At 68.8% G+C, this 18,583-nt stretch carries 17 protein-coding genes; 6 read left to right on the top strand and 11 right to left on the bottom strand.

What is annotated here, in order from left to right:
- Positions 1-52: 52 nt before the first annotated feature.
- The 3 genes from HWX08_RS00580 (at position 53) to HWX08_RS00570 (ending at position 4,241) form a co-directional block, all read left to right on the top strand.
- A complete protein-coding gene (locus HWX08_RS00580) occupies positions 53-1,393 on the top strand; it encodes an MFS transporter (protein WP_174920878.1) in 1,341 nt (446 codons plus the stop codon).
- Positions 1,394-1,407: 14 nt separating this feature from the next.
- Positions 1,408-2,748, top strand: a complete 1,341-nt coding sequence (locus HWX08_RS00575) for an amidase family protein (protein ID WP_174920942.1) — start codon at positions 1,408-1,410, stop codon at positions 2,746-2,748.
- Between the two features lie 251 nt (positions 2,749-2,999).
- On the top strand, positions 3,000-4,241 hold the full coding sequence (locus HWX08_RS00570; protein WP_069260552.1) for an NAD(P)/FAD-dependent oxidoreductase: 1,242 nt from the start codon (positions 3,000-3,002) through the stop codon (positions 4,239-4,241).
- 24 nt (positions 4,242-4,265) lie between these two features.
- On the opposite strand, the gene HWX08_RS00565 is transcribed toward HWX08_RS00570, so the two are convergent.
- The 9 genes from HWX08_RS00565 to HWX08_RS00525 form a co-directional block, all read right to left on the bottom strand.
- On the bottom strand, positions 4,266-5,021 hold the full coding sequence (locus tag HWX08_RS00565) for a FadR/GntR family transcriptional regulator (RefSeq protein WP_069260553.1): 756 nt from the start codon (positions 5,019-5,021) through the stop codon (positions 4,266-4,268).
- Between the two features lie 159 nt (positions 5,022-5,180).
- The gene (locus HWX08_RS00560) at positions 5,181-6,053 is read right to left on the bottom strand and encodes an L-fucono-1,5-lactonase (protein ID WP_174920879.1); all 873 of its coding nucleotides are present in this window, start codon (positions 6,051-6,053) and stop codon (positions 5,181-5,183) included.
- A gap of 72 nt (positions 6,054-6,125) precedes the next feature.
- Positions 6,126-7,067, bottom strand: a complete 942-nt coding sequence (locus HWX08_RS00555; RefSeq protein WP_069260555.1) for an ABC transporter substrate-binding protein — start codon at positions 7,065-7,067, stop codon at positions 6,126-6,128.
- A gap of 88 nt (positions 7,068-7,155) precedes the next feature.
- The gene (locus HWX08_RS00550; protein WP_069260556.1) at positions 7,156-8,193 is read right to left on the bottom strand and encodes an ABC transporter permease; all 1,038 of its coding nucleotides are present in this window, start codon (positions 8,191-8,193) and stop codon (positions 7,156-7,158) included.
- 25 nt (positions 8,194-8,218) lie between these two features.
- Positions 8,219-9,757 carry a sugar ABC transporter ATP-binding protein gene (locus HWX08_RS00545; protein WP_069260557.1) on the bottom strand — a complete coding sequence of 513 codons (1,539 nt, stop codon included), beginning with the start codon at positions 9,755-9,757 and terminating at the stop codon, positions 8,219-8,221.
- Positions 9,758-9,769: 12 nt separating this feature from the next.
- Positions 9,770-10,546, bottom strand: a complete 777-nt coding sequence (locus HWX08_RS00540; protein ID WP_174920880.1) for an SDR family oxidoreductase — start codon at positions 10,544-10,546, stop codon at positions 9,770-9,772.
- Positions 10,547-10,616: 70 nt separating this feature from the next.
- A complete protein-coding gene (locus tag HWX08_RS00535) occupies positions 10,617-11,894 on the bottom strand; it encodes an L-fuconate dehydratase (RefSeq protein WP_069260559.1) in 1,278 nt (425 codons plus the stop codon).
- Between the two features lie 23 nt (positions 11,895-11,917).
- Positions 11,918-12,760 (bottom strand): ureidoglycolate lyase, encoded by an 843-nt coding sequence (locus HWX08_RS00530; protein ID WP_107311869.1) that lies wholly within the window; start codon positions 12,758-12,760, stop codon positions 11,918-11,920.
- A gap of 66 nt (positions 12,761-12,826) precedes the next feature.
- A complete protein-coding gene (locus HWX08_RS00525) occupies positions 12,827-13,591 on the bottom strand; it encodes an SDR family oxidoreductase (RefSeq protein WP_174920881.1) in 765 nt (254 codons plus the stop codon).
- Positions 13,592-14,256: 665 nt separating this feature from the next.
- Here HWX08_RS00525 and HWX08_RS00520 point away from each other — a divergent pair.
- The 3 genes from HWX08_RS00520 (at position 14,257) to HWX08_RS00510 (ending at position 16,213) form a co-directional block, all read left to right on the top strand.
- Positions 14,257-14,547 carry a DUF3331 domain-containing protein gene (locus tag HWX08_RS00520; RefSeq protein ID WP_069260562.1) on the top strand — a complete coding sequence of 97 codons (291 nt, stop codon included), beginning with the start codon at positions 14,257-14,259 and terminating at the stop codon, positions 14,545-14,547.
- A 166-nt stretch (positions 14,548-14,713) separates the two neighbouring features.
- A complete protein-coding gene (locus HWX08_RS00515; protein ID WP_174920882.1) occupies positions 14,714-15,700 on the top strand; it encodes an oxidoreductase in 987 nt (328 codons plus the stop codon).
- 213 nt (positions 15,701-15,913) lie between these two features.
- The gene (locus tag HWX08_RS00510) at positions 15,914-16,213 is read left to right on the top strand and encodes a DUF4148 domain-containing protein (protein WP_069260563.1); all 300 of its coding nucleotides are present in this window, start codon (positions 15,914-15,916) and stop codon (positions 16,211-16,213) included.
- 198 nt (positions 16,214-16,411) lie between these two features.
- Here HWX08_RS00510 and HWX08_RS00505 read toward each other — a convergent pair whose 3' ends face one another.
- Both HWX08_RS00505 and HWX08_RS00500 read right to left on the bottom strand, forming a co-directional pair.
- A complete protein-coding gene (locus HWX08_RS00505; protein ID WP_174920883.1) occupies positions 16,412-17,599 on the bottom strand; it encodes a TauD/TfdA family dioxygenase in 1,188 nt (395 codons plus the stop codon).
- A 22-nt stretch (positions 17,600-17,621) separates the two neighbouring features.
- Entirely contained in the window at positions 17,622-18,578 is a 957-nt protein-coding gene (locus tag HWX08_RS00500; protein ID WP_174920884.1) for an alpha/beta hydrolase, read from the bottom strand.
- Between the last annotated feature and the right edge of the window lie 5 nt (positions 18,579-18,583).

Genomic DNA, 18,583 nt, shown 5'->3' with positions numbered 1-18,583 from the left:
TGAGGCCACGCACGACGCAACGGCCTCGCGGCTCAACCCGCACGGAGTCACGATGACGAATTCCCATGGCGCCGCCGCGCCGCGCGACATCCAGACCGGCACGGACCACGGCGCAAGCGCCTGCGCGCCCGACGTCGACGCGCTGTACGCACGCCTGAGCCGGCGCATCATCCCGCTGATCCTGGTCTGCTACTTCTTCGGCTACCTCGACCGCGTGAACGTCGGCTTCGCGAAGCTGCAGATGGTGAACGACCTGCATTTGTCGGACGCCGCGTACGGTGTCGGCGCGGGGCTGTTCTTCGTCGGCTACCTGCTGCTTCAGGTGCCGGCCGGCTGGCTCGTGCGCCGGATCGGTGTGAAGCGCTGCCTGGCCGGCTCGATGCTGTCGTGGGGCGTCGTGTCGGTCGCCACGCTCGCGACGCACGACACGGCCAGCTTCTACGCGCTGCGCTTCCTGCTCGGCGTGACCGAGGCGAGCTTCTTTCCGGCCGTGATCGCGTATTTCAGCGTGTGGTTCCCGTCGCACCGGCTGGCCAAGGTCATGGCGCTGCTGTTTCTCGCGATGCCGCTCGGCGTGATCGTCGGCGCGCCGCTGTCCGGCTGGATCATGGACGCGACGCACGGCGGCTTCGGGCTGCGCGGCTGGCAATGGATGTTCCTGCTCGAAGGGCTGCCCGCGATCGTGCTCGGCCTGTATCTGCTCGCCCGCGTGACCGAACGCGTCGACGACGCCGCGTGGCTGACCGACGCGGACAAGCGCCTGATTCACGCGGAAATGGCGCAGGAATCCGCAGGCAAGCGCACACGCCTCGGTGCCGCGCTGCGCGAGCCGACGCTGTGGCTGCTGGTCGCGACCTCGTTCCTCTACAACGTCGGCAACTATGGCCTCGTGTTCTGGATGCCGACGATGATCAAGGCGCTCGGCACGCTCAGCAACCTCGCGGTCGGCCTCGTCAGCGCGATTCCGTATCTCGTCGCATCGGTCGCGATGGTCGCCAATGCGCAGCATTCGGTGCGCACCGGCGAACGCCGCTGGCATACCGCATTGCCCGTCACGCTCGGCGGCATCGCACTGCTCGCGAGCCTCGGCATGCACGCGCATCCGGTGCTCGCCGTCGCGTGCCTGACCGTCGGCGTGGCCGGCATCATGTGCACGCTGGCGATGTTCTGGAGCCTGCCGTCGCGGATTCTCGCCGGCGAGGCGGCGGCGGGCGGCGCGGGGCTCGTCAACATCGGCGCGGCCGTCGCGGGATTCATCGGCCCGACGCTGATGGGCTACGCGACGGGCTTGACCGGCAGCACCGAGCTGGGCGTGGCGCTGCTCGCATTCACGCTGTTCGCCGCGGCCGCGCTGATCCTGTCGATTCCGCGCCGGCTGATGGAACGCGCATGAGCGCGCCGTTGCCGATGCGCAGCGCGCTTGCGGTGGCGACCGACGTTCGCGCCGGACGGATCGACGCGGTGTCGGTCGTGCGGGCCGTGCTCGCCGGCATCGCCGCCCGCGACGGGCTGTATCGCGCGTGCTCGCACACCTTCGACGCACGGGCGTTGCGCGACGCGCGGCGGATCGACGCGCTCGTGCGGGACGGACGCGATCCCGGCCCGCTCGCGGGCGTACCGTTTCTCGTGAAGGGCAATTTCGACGTGGCGGGCTACGTGACGATCGCCGGTTCGCCCGCGCGCGCCGCGCTGCCGCCGGCAGACCGCGACGCGGCGCTGGTCGCCCGGCTCGTCGCGGCCGGCGCGATTCCGGTGGGCGCCACGCATATGGACGAACTCGCGTGCGGCGCCACCGGCGTGAATCCGCATTTCGGCGCGGTGCGGTTGCCGGCCGATCCGTTGCGCATGACCGGCGGGTCGTCGAGCGGCTCGGCCGCCGCGGTGGCGGCCGGCTATGTACCGCTCGCGCTCGGCAGCGACACCAATGGCTCGATTCGCGCGCCGGCCGCATTGTGCGGCGTGTGGGGCCTCCGCCCCGGCACCGCACGGCTGTCGCGCGACGGGTGCGTGCCGTATGCGGCCACGCTCGATGCGGTCGGCGGGTTCGCAAACGACATCGACGATCTGGCCGCGCTCTACGACGCACTGCTCGGTACCGGCCCGTTGCACGCACGACCGGCGCCGCGCGACCCGGCCGTCCCGCTGCGCGCCGCCGTGCTGACCGGCGATTTCGAGCAGCATGCCGATGCCGCCGCGTGGCGGGGCGTCCGGCATGCGGCGGCGGCCCTGCGCACGACCGACACGGTTCCGATCGATACCGCCGAAGCCGCGCGCGTGCGTGAAGCTGCCGTCATCGTGTCGAATGTGGAACTCGCCCGTGCGCACTGGGCGCTGCTCGATGCGCCCACCGCCGACGTGTCGGAACGATTGCGGGCCCGCGTTGCAGCGGGGATCGCGACGCCCGCTGCCGCCTATGCGCGCGCGCTCGCCTGCCGCGCGGCGTGGCAGGCACGCATCGCGACGCTGTTCGACCGGTACGACATCCTGCTCGCGGCCGCGACGCCCTATGCGGCGCCGCGATTCACGGACGCCGCGGTCGACGTCAACGGCGCGATGCTCGAACCCGCGAAGACGCTCGGCATGCTCACCCAGCCGATCTCGTTCGCCGATCTGCCGGTGATCGTCGCGCCGTGTTTCGTGCCCGGCGAACTGCCGGTGGGGGTACAGCTGATCGGGGCGCCGGGGGACGAAGCCGGCTGTTTCGCCGCGGCACGGACGTTCGCGGCTGCATGGCGTGAAGGGCGTTGAGCGGATTCGACGCCCGTTGGTCAGCTCGGAACCGCCAATTCTGCTGGTGCATGAAGCGACCGCTTGCCATCGATGAACATGACGCCCGCCCCGCACCTGGCATCCGGTTAAAAACCAGATCTGCCTTTGCGAATCGCGCGACATCGCGAGTATCCTAACGACAAGCTGCCCGCCAGCACCGCTTCCTCCGGAATCCGCCCCGACTCCAACGTCGGTTTGCAACCCGTCTCGACCGCTGTCCACTCATACCGATGGATTTCGACGTCATCGTTCTCGGCGCAGGCATCGTCGGCGTCTGCGCAGCACTCCACCTGCAGGATCGCGGACGCAAAGTCGCCCTCGTCGATCGCGGCGCGCCTGGCGAAGGCACGAGCTTCGGCAACGCGGGGCTGATCGAGCGCTCGTCGGTCGAACCGTATCCGTTCCCGCGCAGCCCGTTCACGCTGATGCGCTACGCGCTGAACCGTTCGACCGATCTCTACTGGCACAGCCCGTCGCTGCCCGCATTCGCGCCGTGGCTCGCGCGCTTCTGGTGGGAATCGGCGCCGCCGCGTCACGCGGCGGCGGCGCGCGACATGCTGCCGCTGATCGAACGCTGCATCGTCGAGCACGACGCGCTGATCGCGCGTGCCGGCGCCGGCGAACTGATCCGCGCGAACGGCTGGCTCGAAGCGTTCCGCACGCCGGCCGCGTTCGATCGCGGCGTGGCCGAAGCGGGCCTCACCGCGCGCCGCCACGGGCTCGGCATCACGCCGCTCGATGCCGCGGCGCTGCTCGCGCACGAACCGAGCCTCGCGCCCGGCTTCTGCGGCGCACTGCACTGGCTCGATCCGAAAAGCGTCGTCGATCCGTCCGCGCTCGTCAAAGCGTATGCGCAACTCTTCGTGCAAGGCGGCGGCACGCTGCTGACGGGCGACGCCGCGAGCCTCGCAGCGCTGTCGCCGGGCTGGCAGGTCGACACGCAGGCCGGCCCGGCCGCCGCGCCGGCCGTCGTCGTCGCGCTGGGCCCGTGGTCCGACACGGTGTTCGGGAAGTTCGGCTACACGATCCCGCTGCGCGAGAAGCGCGGCTATCACATGCACTACGCACCGTCCGCGCGCGGCGTGCCGTCGGCGCCGATCGTCGATCGCGAATACGGTTACGTGATCGCGCCCATGACGCGCGGGCTGCGGCTGACGACCGGCGTCGAAATCGCGCGGCGCCGCGTGCCGCCCACCGGCGTGCAGCTCGAACGCGCGGAACGCGTGGCGCGCCCCGTGTTCGGTTTCGGCGAGCGGCTCGACCCGCAACCGTGGCTCGGCTTCCGGCCGTGCACGCCCGACATGCGCCCGGTGATCGGCCCGGCGCCCGCGCATCGCGGGCTGTGGTTCGCGTTCGGGCACAACCACCACGGGCTGACGCTCGGCCCCGTCACCGGTCGCCTGCTGGCCGAGATGATGACGGGCGAAGCGCCGTTCACCGATCCGGCGCCGTATCGCGCGGATCGCTTCTGAGCGCGTGAACGCGCAGCCGCGCGCTCAGTCGAGCGCGCGGCCGAAGATCCGGATCACTTCGTCGAGATGCTCGGCCATCGCGCGGCGCGCGGCGTCCGGGTCGCGCGCGCGGATCGCATCGAGGATCGCGCGGTGTTCCAGTTCCGACCGGTGCGGCATGTCGTTCGGCATGTACAGCGACTGCAGCCGCTGGAACATCGGGTCGTACTTGTGCGCGAGCAGTTGCTTGATCATCAGCGCATACGCGGCGTTGTCGCTCGCTTCCGCGATCCGGATATGAAACAGCCGGTCGCCCGGATGCGTGAGCGACCCGCTGCGGTTGTCTTCCTGGTTGCGCAGGAACGCTTCGTGAATGCCTTCGATCTGCTCGTCCGAGCCGTGCTTCGCGGCCAGCGACGCCGCCTCCGGCTCGATCAGCCGGCGCGCCTGCAGCAGCGCGAACGGCGGAATTTCGGTATCGAGGTCGAGCGCGATGCCGAGTTCGGGATCGATCTCGATGATCGTGAACGGCGCGACCTTCTCCGCGACGTCGGGTTCGGCGGCCGTTTCGGGGTGGCGCACCTTGACGCCGTCGCCGACGCGCACGCTCACGAGCCCGCTCACTTCGAGCGCAATCAGCGCCTCGCGCACCGACGTGCGCGACACGCCGAACCGTTCGGCCAGTTCGCGCTCGGGCGGCAGGTAGCTGCCCGGCGGAAAATCGCCGGACTCGATCATCGCACTGAGCTTGTCGGCGATCTGCTGGTAGAGACGGCGGTTCTGAATCGGCTGGATGGACATACGTTCGACGCTGGTAATCGGTTTCGGTCCGACGAATCGCGCAGACCGTTCGCGCCTATTTTATATGGCGGGGCCCGTGAGCCGCCCCGCGCATCGATGCGGCCGCAACCATCGATGCGCGACGACGGCCGCCGGCATGCGTCCGACGAAGCCGCGCACTCACGCCGGCACCCCGTAACACCGCGCGGCCGTGCCGCCCCACAATGCGTCGCGCTCGGCCGCCGACAGCCGCGTTTCGGCCCAGCGCTCGACGAGCGACGCGACTTCGTCGTACGACGCGGCCAGCAGGCACACGGGCCAGTCCGACCCGAACATCAGCCGCTGCGGGCCGAACGCGTCGAGCGCCGCATCGAGGCATTGCTCGATGTGCCGGATGTCCCGCGCGCGCAATCCGCGCCGCCAGTCGGCCTCGGTCACGAGCCCCGACAGCTTGCACGCGACATGCGGCATCGCGCCCAGTTCATGCAGCGCCGCGCGCCAGCGCGGCAACGCGGTTTCGTCATGCTCGAATGCCGCCAGCGCGGGCTTGCCGACATGGTCGAGCACGAGCCAGTGCGCATCGTGCCGCGCGCAAAACGCGCGCACGTCCGGCAACTGGCGTTCGAACACGAGCACGTCGTACACGTAACCGTTCTCCTGCAGCCATGCGACGCCGCGATTGAAGCCCGCGTCCGCGACGAACGCCGCGACGTCGGCTTCGTCCTGCACCTGGTGACGAAAGCCGCGCAGCTTCGGGCTGCGCCATTCGGCGATGCGCTCGGCGAGCTGCGGCGCGGCGAGATCCTCCCAGCCGACCACCGCCGCGATGCGCGCATCGTCGCGCGCGAGATCGAGCAGGAACGCCGTCTCGTCGCGCCCGGCGCGCGCCTGCACCGCGATCGACGCGCCGAGCGCCTGCGCATGCATCAGCGGCCCCAGCGCATCGGGCAGATAGTCGCGCGCGAGCACGTCCATCCCCGGGCCGATCCACGGGTAGTCGGCCGCGCGATAACGCCAGAAGTGCTGATGCGAATCGATACGCATTGCGCTCATGATGCCCTCGTGTCCGGTCGCCGCAGCGGCGGCGGCGTGTGCTGCCGCCGCCCCCGCCGCTCGACGCGGCAATCAGTCGTACAGCACCGCCGCGATCTTCGGATCGTCGATATTGGTCTTGTCGTACCAATAGAACCCGGTATCGATGACCTTCGGCAGCTTCTCGCCCTTGGTCGCCTTCACGGCCGCCTCGACCGTCTTGTAGCCGATCCCGATCGGGTTCTGCGTGATCGCGCCGGCCATCAGCCCGCTGCGGATCGCATCCTTCTGCTGCTTGCCCGAATCGTAGCCGACGATCACGACCTTGCGCTTCATCTCGCGCACGCCGTTGACCACGCCGATCGCCGAGCCCTCGTTGGTGCCGAACAGCCCCTTGAGCTTCGGATACGCCTGCAGGATCGACTTCGTCACTTCGGTCGACTTTAGCTGGTCGCCTTCGCCGTACTGCACGGTCACGACCTGCACCTTCGGGTGCGCGGCCTTCATCCGGTCGAGGAAGCCGTCGCGGCGGTCGATGCCGGTGCGGCTCGTCTGGTCGTGCGCGACCACAGCCACCTCGCCTTCGTCGCCGATCAGCGCGGCGAGCTTGTCGGCGGCGAGCGCGGCGGCGGCCTTGTTGTTGGTCGCGGCCGTCGTCACCGGGATGTCGCTGTCCACGCCCGAGTCGAACGCGATCACCGGAATCTTCTCGGCCTGCGCCTTCTTCAACAGCGGCAGCGCGGCCTTGCTGTCGAGCGCGGCGAAGCCGAGCGCGGCCGGTTTCTTCGCGATCGCGGCCGACAGCATGTCGATCTGCTTGTCGACCATCGCCTCGGTTTCGGGGCCTTCGAACGTCACCTTCACCTTGTAGTCCTTCGCGGCCTGCATCGCGCCCGATTTCACGGCCTGCCAGAACTGATGCTGGAACCCTTTCGAGATCAGCGGGATATACGCTTCCTGCGCGTGCGCGCCGGCCGTGACGCCGACGGCGAACGTCAGCCCGACGACCGCATTCAACACCTTGCTCCTGATCACTTCGCGTCTCCTTTTTTCGTATCGACTGGAACGACTGGAACGCCGGCCGGAACCGGCGATGAAGCACATGCATGCACAGGTGCGTGCCTCAGCGGCGGCGCCGGCGCAGGATGTCGACGTAGACGGCGAGAATGATGATCACGCCCGTCACGACCGTCTGCCATTCCTGCGCGACCGACATGATGCGCAGGCCGTTGGTCAGCACGCTCATGATGAACGCGCCGATGATGGTGCCGACGATGCTGCCCGCGCCGCCCGACAGCGACGTGCCGCCGATCACGACGGCCGCGATCGCATCGAGCTCGTAGCCCTGCCCGAGCGCGGGCTGCGCGGAATTGAGCCGCGACGCGATCAGCAGTCCCGCGATCCCGCATACCGCGCCGCTGAACGTGTAGACCGCGATCTTCCATGCATCGACGTTCACGCCGGACAGCCGCAGCGCTTCCTCGTTGCTGCCGAGCGCGAACGTGTAGCGGCCGAAGATCGTGCGGTTCAGCACGATCGACGCGCCGATCGCGACGAGGAACAGGATCAGCACCGCGTTCGGAATCGGCAGCGCGGGAATCAGGTTGCCGATCAGCGAATCCTGCGCGATCGACGTGAAGCCCGGCGTGTCGTTGAAGTAGATCGGCCGCGTGCCCGAGATCACGAGCGACAGCCCCTTGAGCAGCATCATCATCCCGAGCGTCGCGATGAACGGCGGCACCTTCATCTTCGCGATCACGAAGCCCGACACGCAGCCGGACAGCGCGCCGAAACCGAGCGCGGCCAGAATCCCGAGCGGCAGCGGCATTCCCCACTTCGTCAGCACGACGCCGGCCATCACCGCGCAGAACGTCATCAGCGTGCCGACCGACAGGTCGATGCCCGACGTGATGATCACGTACGTACACGCGACGGCCAGCACGCCGTTCACCGCGGTGGCCTGCAGGATCGACACGAGGTTGTCGACTTCGAGGAAGTTCGGCGACGCGACGCTGAAGAACACGATCAGCAGCACGAGGCTCGCGAACGCGAGCAGCTTCTGCCGCGCGGCCGGGTTGAAGAAGCGCGACTTCAGGCGCGATGCGGCGGCCGGCGGGTCGCCGGAGGCCAGGGGCGGAACGGGATGCGTATCGTTGGACATGATTGGGTAGACGTCTGAATCGGAATCAGGACAACACGGTCGACTCGCGCTGCGTCGCGAGCTGCATGATCTTTTCCTGCGTGGCGTCGGCCGCGCGCAGTTCGCCCGTCACGCGGCCTTCGCACATCACGAGAATCCGGTGGCTCATGCGCAGCACCTCGGGCAGCTCCGACGAGATCATCACGATCGCCTTGCCGTCGGCGGCGAGTGCGTCGAGCAGCTTGTAGATCTCGCTTTTCGCGCCGACGTCGATGCCGCGGGTCGGCTCGTCGAAGAACAGGATGTCGCAATCGCGCAGCAACCACTTCGCGATCACGATCTTCTGCTGGTTGCCGCCCGACAGCAGGCGCGCCGGCTGCGCGACCGACGGCGTGCGAATCGCGAGCTGCCGTACGTACGACTGCGCGGTGTCGCGCATCTTGCGCGCATCGAGAAACACGCCGCGGCGCACGAAGCGGCGCATGCTCGACAGCGCGATGTTGTTCTGCACGTCCATCCCGACCGCGAGCCCGAAGTGCTTGCGGTCTTCGGACAGGTAGCCGATGCCGTGCCGGACCGCATCGGCCGGCGTGCGGATCGTCACGGCCCTGCCGTGCACGCGGATCTCGCCCGCGTCGACCGGGTCGGCGCCGAACACCGCGCGCGCGACCTCGGTGCGACCCGCGCCCATCAGCCCGGCGAAGCCGAGAATCTCGCCGCGCCGCAGCGTGAAGCCGACGTCGCGGATCGCGCGGCCGCGCGACAGCCCGCGCACTTCGAGCGCGATATCGTTCGCCGACGTATCGGGCGGCGTGCGGGATTCGGTGGCGAGCTGGCGGCCGACCATCATCGCGATGATCGACTCCATCGACGTGCCGGCCATCGGCACGGTCGCGACGTACTTGCCGTCGCGCATCACGGTCACGCGATCGGCGATCTGGCGCAGCTCGTCCATCTTGTGCGAGATGTAGACGATGCCGACACCGTGCGCGCGCAGGTCGCCGATGATGCGGAACAGCTCGGCGATCTCCGCGTTGTTCAGCGCGGCGGTTGGTTCGTCCATGATCAGCACGCGCGAGTCGAACGACAGCGCCTTCGCGATCTCGACCATCTGCTGCTTCGCGACCGTGAGCCGGCCCACCGGCGTGCGCGGATCGAGATCGAGCCGCATCCGCTGAAAGATCGCGGCTGCATCGCGGTTCAGTTTGTCTTCGTCGACGAACACGCCGAAGCGGCCGCGCGGCTCGCGGCCGATGAAGATGTTCTGCGCGACGCTCAAGTGGTTCATCAGGTTCAGTTCCTGATGGATGATGCCGATGCCGAGCGCCTGCGCGCCGCGCGGATCGGCGATCTCCACCGCGCGGCCGTCCATCCGTATCTCGCCTTCGTCGCGCTGGTAGACGCCCGCGAGGATCTTCATCAGCGTCGACTTGCCGGCGCCGTTCTCGCCCATCAGCGCATGCACTTCGCCCGCGCGCAGGTCGAAACGGCAATCGTCGAGCGCCTGCACGCCCGGAAAGCGCTTGCCGATGCCGGTCAGCGCGATCAGCGGCGGCGTGGCGGGCAGGTTCAGGTCGGGTTGCATGGATCGCGGCCCTCAGCTGATCGCACGGTCGAGATGCGTATAGCCGCCGTCGACGAACAGCCACTGGCCGGTCGTGTGCGACGCGCGCTCCGACAGCAGGAATACAGCCGTGTCGGCGATTTCGTCGGCCGTCGTGAAGCGCTTGCCGAGCGGCACCTTGCCGGCAATGCCGGCGAGCTTCGCGTCGGGGTCGTCGAAGCCCGCGAGCCAGTTCCGGTACAGCGGCGTCATCACCTCGGCCGGGATCACCGCGTTCACGCGCACGCCGTCGTCGCGCAACGCGACGGCCCATTCGCGCGTCAATGCGAGCTGCGCGCCCTTCGATGCGCAATAGCCGCTCGTGTTGCCCTGCCCGGTAATGGCCGTCTTCGACGACACGTTGACGATCGCGCCGCGCGCGGCCTTCAGGTGCGGCACGCAGTAGTGCGCCATCACGTAGTAGTGGATCAGGTTGCGTTCGAGCGACGCGACGAACGCGTCGCGCCCGGCCTCGAGCCCGACGCTGTCGTTGATGCCCGCGTTGTTGACGAGGCCGTCGATGCGGCCGAAGCGCGCGACGGTTTCCGCCACCGCGTCGCGGCACTGCGCGTCCTCCTGCAATTCGACGGACAGGCACACGGCTTGCGGCTGCTTCTGCACGAGCGCGCGCCAGAACGCATCGTCCGGCGTGTGGCGCGCGAACACCACCGGAATCGCGCCCTCTTCGGCCAGCCGCATCGAGATCGCGGCGCCGATGCCCGACGCGCCGCCGGTCACGATCGCGACCTTGTGTTGCAGATTCAGATCCACTTCGCGTCTCCGTCGTTCATGTTGTCGCCGCACGCGACGCGCGACGCGCGCCATCGTGCATGGCCGTGCTTCAACCGCGGAACCGGTATTGCTCCAGCGATTCGGGCTTCATCTCGATCGAGAAACCGGGCGCCGTCGGCGGCAGGTACGCCGCGCCGCGCACGACGCACGGTTCGACGAAATGCTCGTGCAGGTGATCGACGTACTCCGTCACGCGCCCTTCCTTCGTGCCGGCAATGCACACGTAGTCGATCATCGACAGATGCTGCACGTACTCGCACAGCCCGACGCCGCCCGCGTGCGGGCACACCGGGAGCCCGTACTTCGCGGCCATCAGCATCACCGCGAGAATCTCGTTCACGCCGCCGAGGCGGCACGCATCGATCTGCACGACGTCGATCGCGCCGCGCGCGATGAACTGCTTGAACAGCACGCGGTTCTGGCACATCTCGCCGGTCGCCACCTGCACGGGCGCGATCGCCTCGCGGATCTTGCGATGCCCTTCGACGTCGTCGGGGCTCGTCGGCTCCTCGATGAACCACGGCCGCGCGAACGCCAGCTCGCGCACCCAGTCGATCGCCTCGTCCACTTCCCATACCTGGTTCGCGTCGATCATCAGCTTGCGATCGGGGCCGATCACTTCGCGCGCGATCGTCACGCGGCGGATGTCGTCCTCCAGGTTCGCGCCGACCTTCAGCTTCACGTGGTCGAACCCGGCCTCCACCGCCTCGCCGCACAGCCGGCGCAGCTTGTCGTCGCTGTAGCCGAGCCAGCCGGCCGACGTCGTGTAGCACGGGTAGCCGTCGCGCTCGAGCGTCGCGATCCGCTCGGCCTTGCCGGGCGCCTGCCGGCGCAGCAGCGCGAGCGCTTCGTCGGGGGTCAGGCAGTCGGTCAGGTAGCGGAAGTCGATCGCCCGCACCAGCTCCTCGGGGCTCATGTCGGCGACGAGCCGCCACAGCGGCTTGCCGACGGCCTTCGCCCACAGATCCCACACCGCGTTGACGACGGCGCCCGTCGCCAGGTGGATCGCGCCCTTGTCGGGGCCGATCCAGCGCAACTGGCTGTCCGACGTCACGTGCCGCCAGAAGCGGCCCATGTCCTCGCGAATCCAGTCGAGGTCGAGGCCGACGACGAGGTGACGCATCGCGTCGATCGCCGCACAGCAGATTTCGTTGCCGCGCCCGATGGTGAACGTGAGCCCGTGACCTTCGAGCCCGTCGCGGTCCGTTTCGAGCACGACGTAGGCCGCCGAATAATCGGGGTCCGGATTCATCGCATCGGAGCCGTCGAGCTGGCGTGAGGTCGGGAAGCGCACGTCGAGGACGCGCATCGATCGAATGATAGGCATGACGAATCGTCCGCGAAAGGAATTCAGGCCTGCACGGTGCGCTGGCGCTGCTCGCCGAGCCCGTCGATGCCGAGCGTGATCACCTGCCCGGCGCGCAGATAGACGGGCGGTTTCTGCCCGAGGCCCACACCCGGCGGCGTGCCGGTCGAGATCACGTCGCCCGGCTGCAGGCTCATGAAGCGGCTCAGATAGCTGATCAGGTGCGGCACGCGGAACACCATCGTCGCGGTCGTGCCGTTCTGGTAGCGATGGCCGTCGACGTCGAGCCACAGCCGCAGCGCATGCGGATCGGGCACTTCGTCGGCCGTCACGAGCCACGGGCCGAGCGGGCCGAACGTGTCGTTGCCCTTGCCCTTGTCCCACGTGCCGCCGCGTTCGAGCTGGTATTCGCGCTCCGACACGTCGTTCACCACGCAGTAGCCGGCGACGTGCGACAGCGCGTCGGCTTCGTCGATATAGCGGCCGCCCTGGCCGATCACGACGCCGAGCTCGACCTCCCAGTCGGTCTTCTCCGAGCCGCGCGGAATCTCGACGTCGTCGTTCGGTCCCGAGATCGCGCTCGTCCACTTGCCGAACACGACGGGCTCCTTCGGGACGTCCATCCCCGATTCGGCCGCGTGGTCGGAATAGTTGAGGCCGATGCAGATGAACTTGCCGACCCGGCCGACGCACGCGCCGATGCGCGGCGTACCGTCGACGAGCGGCAGCGACGACGGCGGGATGTCGCGCAGCCGCGCGAGCGAGGCCGGCGTCAGCGCATCGCCGGCGATGTCGTCGATCACGCCGGACAGGTCGCGAATGCGGCCCTGCGCATCGAGCAGGCCCGGCTTTTCATGGTGTTTGTCGCCAAATCTCAGCAGTTTCATGTCGTCGTCTGAACGGAAACGGAAGGTGAATGGGAAGGCTCGATCGGTCAGGTCAGTTTGACATGGTCAGTTTGACCAGCCGCCGTCGATCAGATGGATCGCGCCGGTCGTGAACGAGGCTTCGTCGGAGGCGAGGTACAGCGCGAGCGCGGCCACTTCGTCCGCGCTGCCGATGCGGCCGATTGGCTGGCGCGCGACGAACGCCTGGCGCACCTCGTCGGTCGACACGTGGCGCGTGCGCGCCTGGTCGGCGATCCGCTGCTCCAGCGATGGCGATTCGATCGTGCCCGGGCAGATCGCGTTGCAGCGGATGCCGCGTTCGACGAAATCGGCGGCCACCGCCTTGGTCAGCCCGATCACGGCCGCCTTGGTGGTGCCGTAGACGAAGCGGTTCGGCACGCCCTTCACGCTCGATGCGGCCGACGCCATGTTGATGATCGACCCGCCGCCGGCTTCGAGCATCGCCGGCAGCAGCGCGCGGATCAGCCGGTACATCGACGTGACGTTCAGGTTCAGCGAGAACGCCCACGCGTCTTCGTCGCAATCGAGGATCGAGCCGTGGTGCACATAGCCCGCACAGTTGAACAGCACGTCGAACGCGCGCTCCTGCGCGGCGAGCGCCGCGACGGCCTGCGCGTCGGTCACGTCGAGCCGCCGCGTGACGAGCCGGCCGCCCTCACGTTCGGCATCGGCCTCGAGCCGCACGAGCGCGGCTTCGTTGATGTCGGTCGCCAGCACGTCGGCGCCCTCGCTCGCGAACCGCAGCGCGGTCGCGCGGCCAATGCCCTGCCCGGCCGCCGTCACCAGCGCGCGCTTGCCCTGCAATCTCATGAGCAACTCTCCCGAAAAAGCCGGCCAGCCGTCGGCCGATTGGCACAAAGGACTAAAGGTCCAACCAATAATAGGAAGCGGTTTCGCGTTTGTCACGGAATCAGGATTCAGTATTTACCCCGACGGGAAAATCGGACGACGCGGGAAGCTTCGCGGGTCGACGGCCGCCGCAAGAACACTCCCGGATCTGCCGCAGCGCCCCTGTCGTCGGGGCCTTGGAGCGGCGCCTTCGCCCACGCCCGGCGCGGCGCCGCGCGAACCTGACGAAAAAGTCATGTTCGCGTCAGGGTCTCAACGGGATGCGCGCGCGATCATCACGTACCGGACCGCGCTTCCGGCCCGTCGCCTCCCCGCCCGCGTTCGATCCCTGCGGGCACCTCCGTCCCCCGGCGATGGGCACCGTGACTGGGCGAGCAGACACGGCGCGCGGGCCGATTTTCCGCCCCGGACTTCACGTCCGGGGCGTTTTTGTCTGTGGTTTTCAAGAAAATAAGCGTGGATTGTTTCTGAATCGGCAAAAGGTAATTTGAGCCAGACAGGATGTTTTTTCCGGTCACAGACGCTTACATTTAGCGCACCACTCATGGAAACCGCTACGGATTCGCCCTCGGGTAGTGACATCCACTGCCACGGCCGAAACCGCACGAGCTTTAGGAAACGGCAAAATGAAGGCCTCCAAATCCCTGCCTGTGCTCGATCCCACCGACGTCCACGTCGAAATCCTCGAACGCTCCGATACGCTGCTCGTCGTCCGCTGGGTCGAACCCGGCCGCTGTCATTACGGCGAACAGCGCTGGCGCCGCCGCTTCGCGCAGCGCACCGGCACCTGCGCGCTGTCGCGCCAGGTCATCCATCGCGGCGACGAAGTATTCCGCCCGGCCGAGCGCCCGGCCCCCGCGAACGCGGCCGCGATGATCTCCGCCGCGGAAGTGCTCGCGCTGGCCGGCGGCAGGTAAATCCCGCCCGCCGCGTGTCACGGGCTCGACATCCCGCGATGCGCCCGCGCTAGAAGCGCGTGCCTAATTCCCCCGCTTGTCTGCCGCGCCTGCGCGCACTATCGTTACATCAATCGATGTAATGATTACGCGTCGCGACCGCCCGGTCGCGCCGAAGGAGGCAGACATGCATGCATGGAGCGCGCGCCACGTCCCGGCGCAGGGCGGCAAGGTCGCGGTCGTGACCGGCGCCAACAGCGGCCTCGGCTGGCAGCTCGCCGAAACGCTGGCCGCGAAAGGCGCGACGGTCGTGATGGGTTGCCGCGACGCCGCCCGCGCCGCGCAGGCCGCCGACGCGATCCGCCGGCTCCATCCCGATGCCCGGGTCGAAGTCGATCCGCTCGACCTGGCCGACCTCGCGTCCATCGCGCGCTTTGCGGCCGACGTCGCCGAACGCCATGGCCGCGTCGACATCCTCTGCAACAACGCCGGCGTGATGTTCCTGCCGCTGCGCCATACGCACGACGGCTTCGAGATGCAGTTCGGCACCAACCACCTCGGCCATTTCGCGCTGACCGGCCATCTGCTGCCCGCGCTGCGCGCCGCGCGCCGCGCACGTGTCGTGACGATGTCGAGCGGCCTGAACCGCGGCGGCCGGATCCGCGTCGACGACCTGCGCGCCGAGCACCGCTACAACCGTTATCTCGCCTATTGCGACAGCAAGCTCGCGAATCTCGTGTTCGCGATCGAACTGCAGCGCCGTTTCGAGCGCGCGGCGTTCGCCGGCATCAGCGTGGCCGCGCACCCGGGCTACGCGGCGACCAACCTGCAGTTCGCGGGCCCGGCGATGGACGGGGCGCCGCTTCGCGCCGCGCTGATGCGCGCCGCGAACCGTTATCTCGCGCAGCCGGCCGATCAGGGCGCGCTGCCCGCGATTCATGCGGCGACCGCACCCGATCTCGCCGGCGGCGCGTATATCGGGCCGTCCGGCTGGTTCGAGTCGCGCGGGCTGCCGGCGCGCGCGAGCGTGCCGCGTGCCGCGCGCGACGTGGCGTCGGCGGCGCTGCTGTGGGAAGCGTCGGAAGCCGCGACGGGCGTGCGCTTCCTCGGCGCGGGCGCGCCGGCCGGACGCTCGCCGCGCCGGCCGCTCGACACGGCGGCCGAAGTGCGCTGAGCGCGATGCGTGCCGCGCAACATTCGTCAGACTTATTACACCGACCGAAAAGAAAGCCGGTTGAAAGACTGATTCGACGCGCCACTGTTACCACCCAAGAAACAATCTATCGTCAAAATCAGCGTTTACCCTGAACCTTCCGATGACTAAGATTTGATCAATCGCTCAAGACATGGTGTCGACAGCGAACTCAATAAAACACCGGAGGTCATCATGAAATCGCTCGTTTCCGCAGTCGTTGCCGCTGCCGCCCTGTCCGCTTCGTTCGGCGCATTCGCCCAAAGCACCGTGACCCGCGCGCAAGTGAAGAACGAACTGGTTCAGCTCGAACAAGCCGGCTACAAGCCGGGCCTGTCGAGCCCGTACTACCCGAACGACATCCAGAGCGCCGAAGCGCGTGTTCATGGTGCCGACACCAGCGGCTACGGCGCGCAACCGGCTCCGGTCGTCCACTCGGGCGCCCCGGCCGCAGCGTCGTCGAACGCTCGCGACTCGATCTTCTTCGGTCAGTAAGCCGATGCGCCCCCGTCGGGCGCCGCGCATCGCGCGATGAAGCAGTCTCAGGACGAGCCCCGTTGCGGGGCTCGTCTTTTTTGTGAAACGCATACCTCCGCCGCCCGGCAGCGGGTGGCTTCGCCCGGGCGCCTCGCGTCCGGGCGCTTTTTCGTCCGCGACGCAAGCGCGCGTGCGGGACGAAGCCGGGTGCGCCAGTCAGCGCGGGACGGCTGCCGAGCGCGACAACACGCGCCACCGCGACAGCAACTCGTCGCGATCGACGTAGCAGCCCTGCAGATGCCGGCGACCGGTAGACGGATCGAATTCCGTCCGCGCATGCAGCACGCGCCGGTTGTCGAACGCCCACATGTCGCCCGCGCGCAGTCGGCGCTGCACCCGAAAGCGCGGCTCGCGCGCCAGTGCAAGGAACCGCCGGTACGCACGATAGACGGCCGCGACCGAGCCGGCCGGCGCATCGAGCGGCCCGCGCAGAAAATTCGCGACGCGCACCTCGGTGACGTTGCCGCGCGCATCGAGCCCGATCACCGGCGCCGAGCAGCGATAGTCGCTGTTCGCACTCTTGTTCCAGAACTCGAACGGTGTCGACGCGAGCCGCTCGAAATCGGCCGGATACTCGCGCCGCAGCGCGTCCGCGAGCGCGAAGCCGTCGAGGAACACGCTGTCGCCGCCGGTCGCGTCGTTCGCGAGGCAATGCAGGAACTGCACGCCCGGCTGCAATTCCCGTGTCGGCAAATCGGTGTGCGGCGGCAAATTCAGCGACGTATACGCATTGCTGTCCGGGCGCGGCTTCGATTCGACGTCGAACAGCACGCCGAAATTGCTTTCGCGGATCAGGCCGACGCGGCGCGCGATCTCGTCGACGCGGCCGCGCTCGGCCGGCACGCCTTCGACGCGCGTCAGCCCCGTGCGCTGCAAAGCGGCGAGCCACGCGAGCAACGCACCGTCATCCTCCATCACGTCGCGCCACGCGAACACGCCGATGGCCGTTGCATCGTCTCCGGCCCACACGTGCCGGCCGTGCGCGGCCTGGCGCTCCGCGCGCGACGCATCGTCGTACGCATGCGCACGCAGCCAGCCGGGCGACCACGCGCTGCGATGCCCGTCGTTCCACTCGACATGCAGCGCGCCGTCGGCTTCGACGAGCACGGCGAGCGCGCACAGATCCTCGCGCGCATCGGCGATCTCGAACACCTGCTCCCGCGTCACCGCATGCACGCACGCGGAACACGCGCAGTTGTCGCGCAGCCAGTCGAAATGAAACGGCGATCGTCGCGCGTCGCTCCATTCGACGTCCACCGCCCCGTCGCCGATCGTCGCCGCCGCAATGGCCGCGTCGGCGGAAAACGTCCGCCAGTCCTCGATACGGTGTTGCGCTGCCTGCATCGTTGCCTCCCGGTAACGCCCGCTACGCGTGTGGTGCGAGCAAAAAACCGCCGACCGTCCGGTGCATCCGAGCGGCCTGCGGGCTCGTCCCGAGCGCGCGCCAGCAGCCGTGCACCAGCCCCTCTCCCATCCAGTAGTGCGCGGCCCCGCCGGCCGCGCGAATCCGTTCGACGTACACGCGCGCATCGTCGCGCAGCGGGTCGTGTTCCGCGCCGATCGCGAGCACGGGCGGCAGGCCGTCGAACCGCGAAGCCGCGAGCGGCACCGACGCGCGCAACAGCGGGTGGCCGTGCGCCAGCGCATCGGACAAGCCGCCTTCCCAATACAGCGCGCGATAGCGGTGAACGTCGTCGAGCGTCAGCATCGGCGCGTGCGCTTCGGTTTCACGCGCGGGCGACTGCGGTTCGAAGCCGAGCATCGGATAGACGAGCGCGATACCGTCGAGGCCGGCTTCGCCCGCATCGCGTAACGCGGTGGCCACCGCCGCCGCGAGCATCCCGCCCGCGCTGTCGCCCGCGAGCGTCAACGGGCGCGCGCACGGCCCGAACGCCCAGCGTGCATCGCGTGCGGCGCGCGTGACTGCCAGGCAATCTTCAAGCGCGGCCGGCGCACGATGCTCGGGCGCCAGCCGGTAGTCGACCGCGATCACGTCGAGCCCCGTATCGGCCGCCAGTTGCGCGGTGATCAGCGCATGGCTGTCGAGCGAGCCGACGACGAAACCGCCGCCATGAAAGAACAGCACGGTGCCGCGCGGCGCGCCGTGCATGGACGTGTAGCGCCGCAGCGCGATCGCGCGGCCGTCGGGTGTCTGCCACACGGCGTCGTGCTGCACGATGCCGTCCGGCAGCGCGGCCGGCGTCCATTCGGCCGCGAAGCGGTCGTAGAGGCGCCGCTGTGCGTCGGGCGAGCGCGCCGCCGCGTCGGCCGGATACCACGCGTCGACGGCAGCGACGAACGCCGCGATTTCCGGTTCGAGCATCGTGC

It is taken from the genome of Burkholderia metallica, from assembly GCF_902832845.1.
Classification (GTDB): Bacteria; Pseudomonadota; Gammaproteobacteria; order Burkholderiales; family Burkholderiaceae; genus Burkholderia; species Burkholderia metallica.
The sequence above is the reverse complement of the archived record's forward strand: the minus strand, read 5'-3'. Positions and strand labels throughout refer to the sequence as shown.

Coding starts and splice junctions, on each gene's coding strand:
- HWX08_RS00565 (WP_069260553.1), bottom strand. CDS start 5,021: ATGTCCATCCAGCCGATTCAGAACCGCCGTCTCTACCAGCAGATCGCC.
- HWX08_RS00545 (WP_069260557.1), bottom strand. CDS start 9,757: ATGCAACCCGACCTGAACCTGCCCGCCACGCCGCCGCTGATCGCGCTG.
- HWX08_RS00530 (WP_107311869.1), bottom strand. CDS start 12,760: ATGAAACTGCTGAGATTTGGCGACAAACACCATGAAAAGCCGGGCCTG.
- HWX08_RS00520 (WP_069260562.1), top strand. CDS start 14,257: ATGAAGGCCTCCAAATCCCTGCCTGTGCTCGATCCCACCGACGTCCAC.
- HWX08_RS00575 (WP_174920942.1), top strand. CDS start 1,408: ATGCGCAGCGCGCTTGCGGTGGCGACCGACGTTCGCGCCGGACGGATC.
- HWX08_RS00515 (WP_174920882.1), top strand. CDS start 14,714: ATGCATGCATGGAGCGCGCGCCACGTCCCGGCGCAGGGCGGCAAGGTC.
- HWX08_RS00570 (WP_069260552.1), top strand. CDS start 3,000: ATGGATTTCGACGTCATCGTTCTCGGCGCAGGCATCGTCGGCGTCTGC.
- HWX08_RS00560 (WP_174920879.1), bottom strand. CDS start 6,053: ATGAGCGCAATGCGTATCGATTCGCATCAGCACTTCTGGCGTTATCGC.
- HWX08_RS00525 (WP_174920881.1), bottom strand. CDS start 13,591: ATGAGATTGCAGGGCAAGCGCGCGCTGGTGACGGCGGCCGGGCAGGGC.
- HWX08_RS00550 (WP_069260556.1), bottom strand. CDS start 8,193: ATGTCCAACGATACGCATCCCGTTCCGCCCCTGGCCTCCGGCGACCCG.
- HWX08_RS00535 (WP_069260559.1), bottom strand. CDS start 11,894: ATGCCTATCATTCGATCGATGCGCGTCCTCGACGTGCGCTTCCCGACC.
- HWX08_RS00510 (WP_069260563.1), top strand. CDS start 15,914: ATGAAATCGCTCGTTTCCGCAGTCGTTGCCGCTGCCGCCCTGTCCGCT.
- HWX08_RS00500 (WP_174920884.1), bottom strand. CDS start 18,578: ATGCTCGAACCGGAAATCGCGGCGTTCGTCGCTGCCGTCGACGCGTGG.
- HWX08_RS00580 (WP_174920878.1), top strand. CDS start 53: ATGACGAATTCCCATGGCGCCGCCGCGCCGCGCGACATCCAGACCGGC.
- HWX08_RS00505 (WP_174920883.1), bottom strand. CDS start 17,599: ATGCAGGCAGCGCAACACCGTATCGAGGACTGGCGGACGTTTTCCGCC.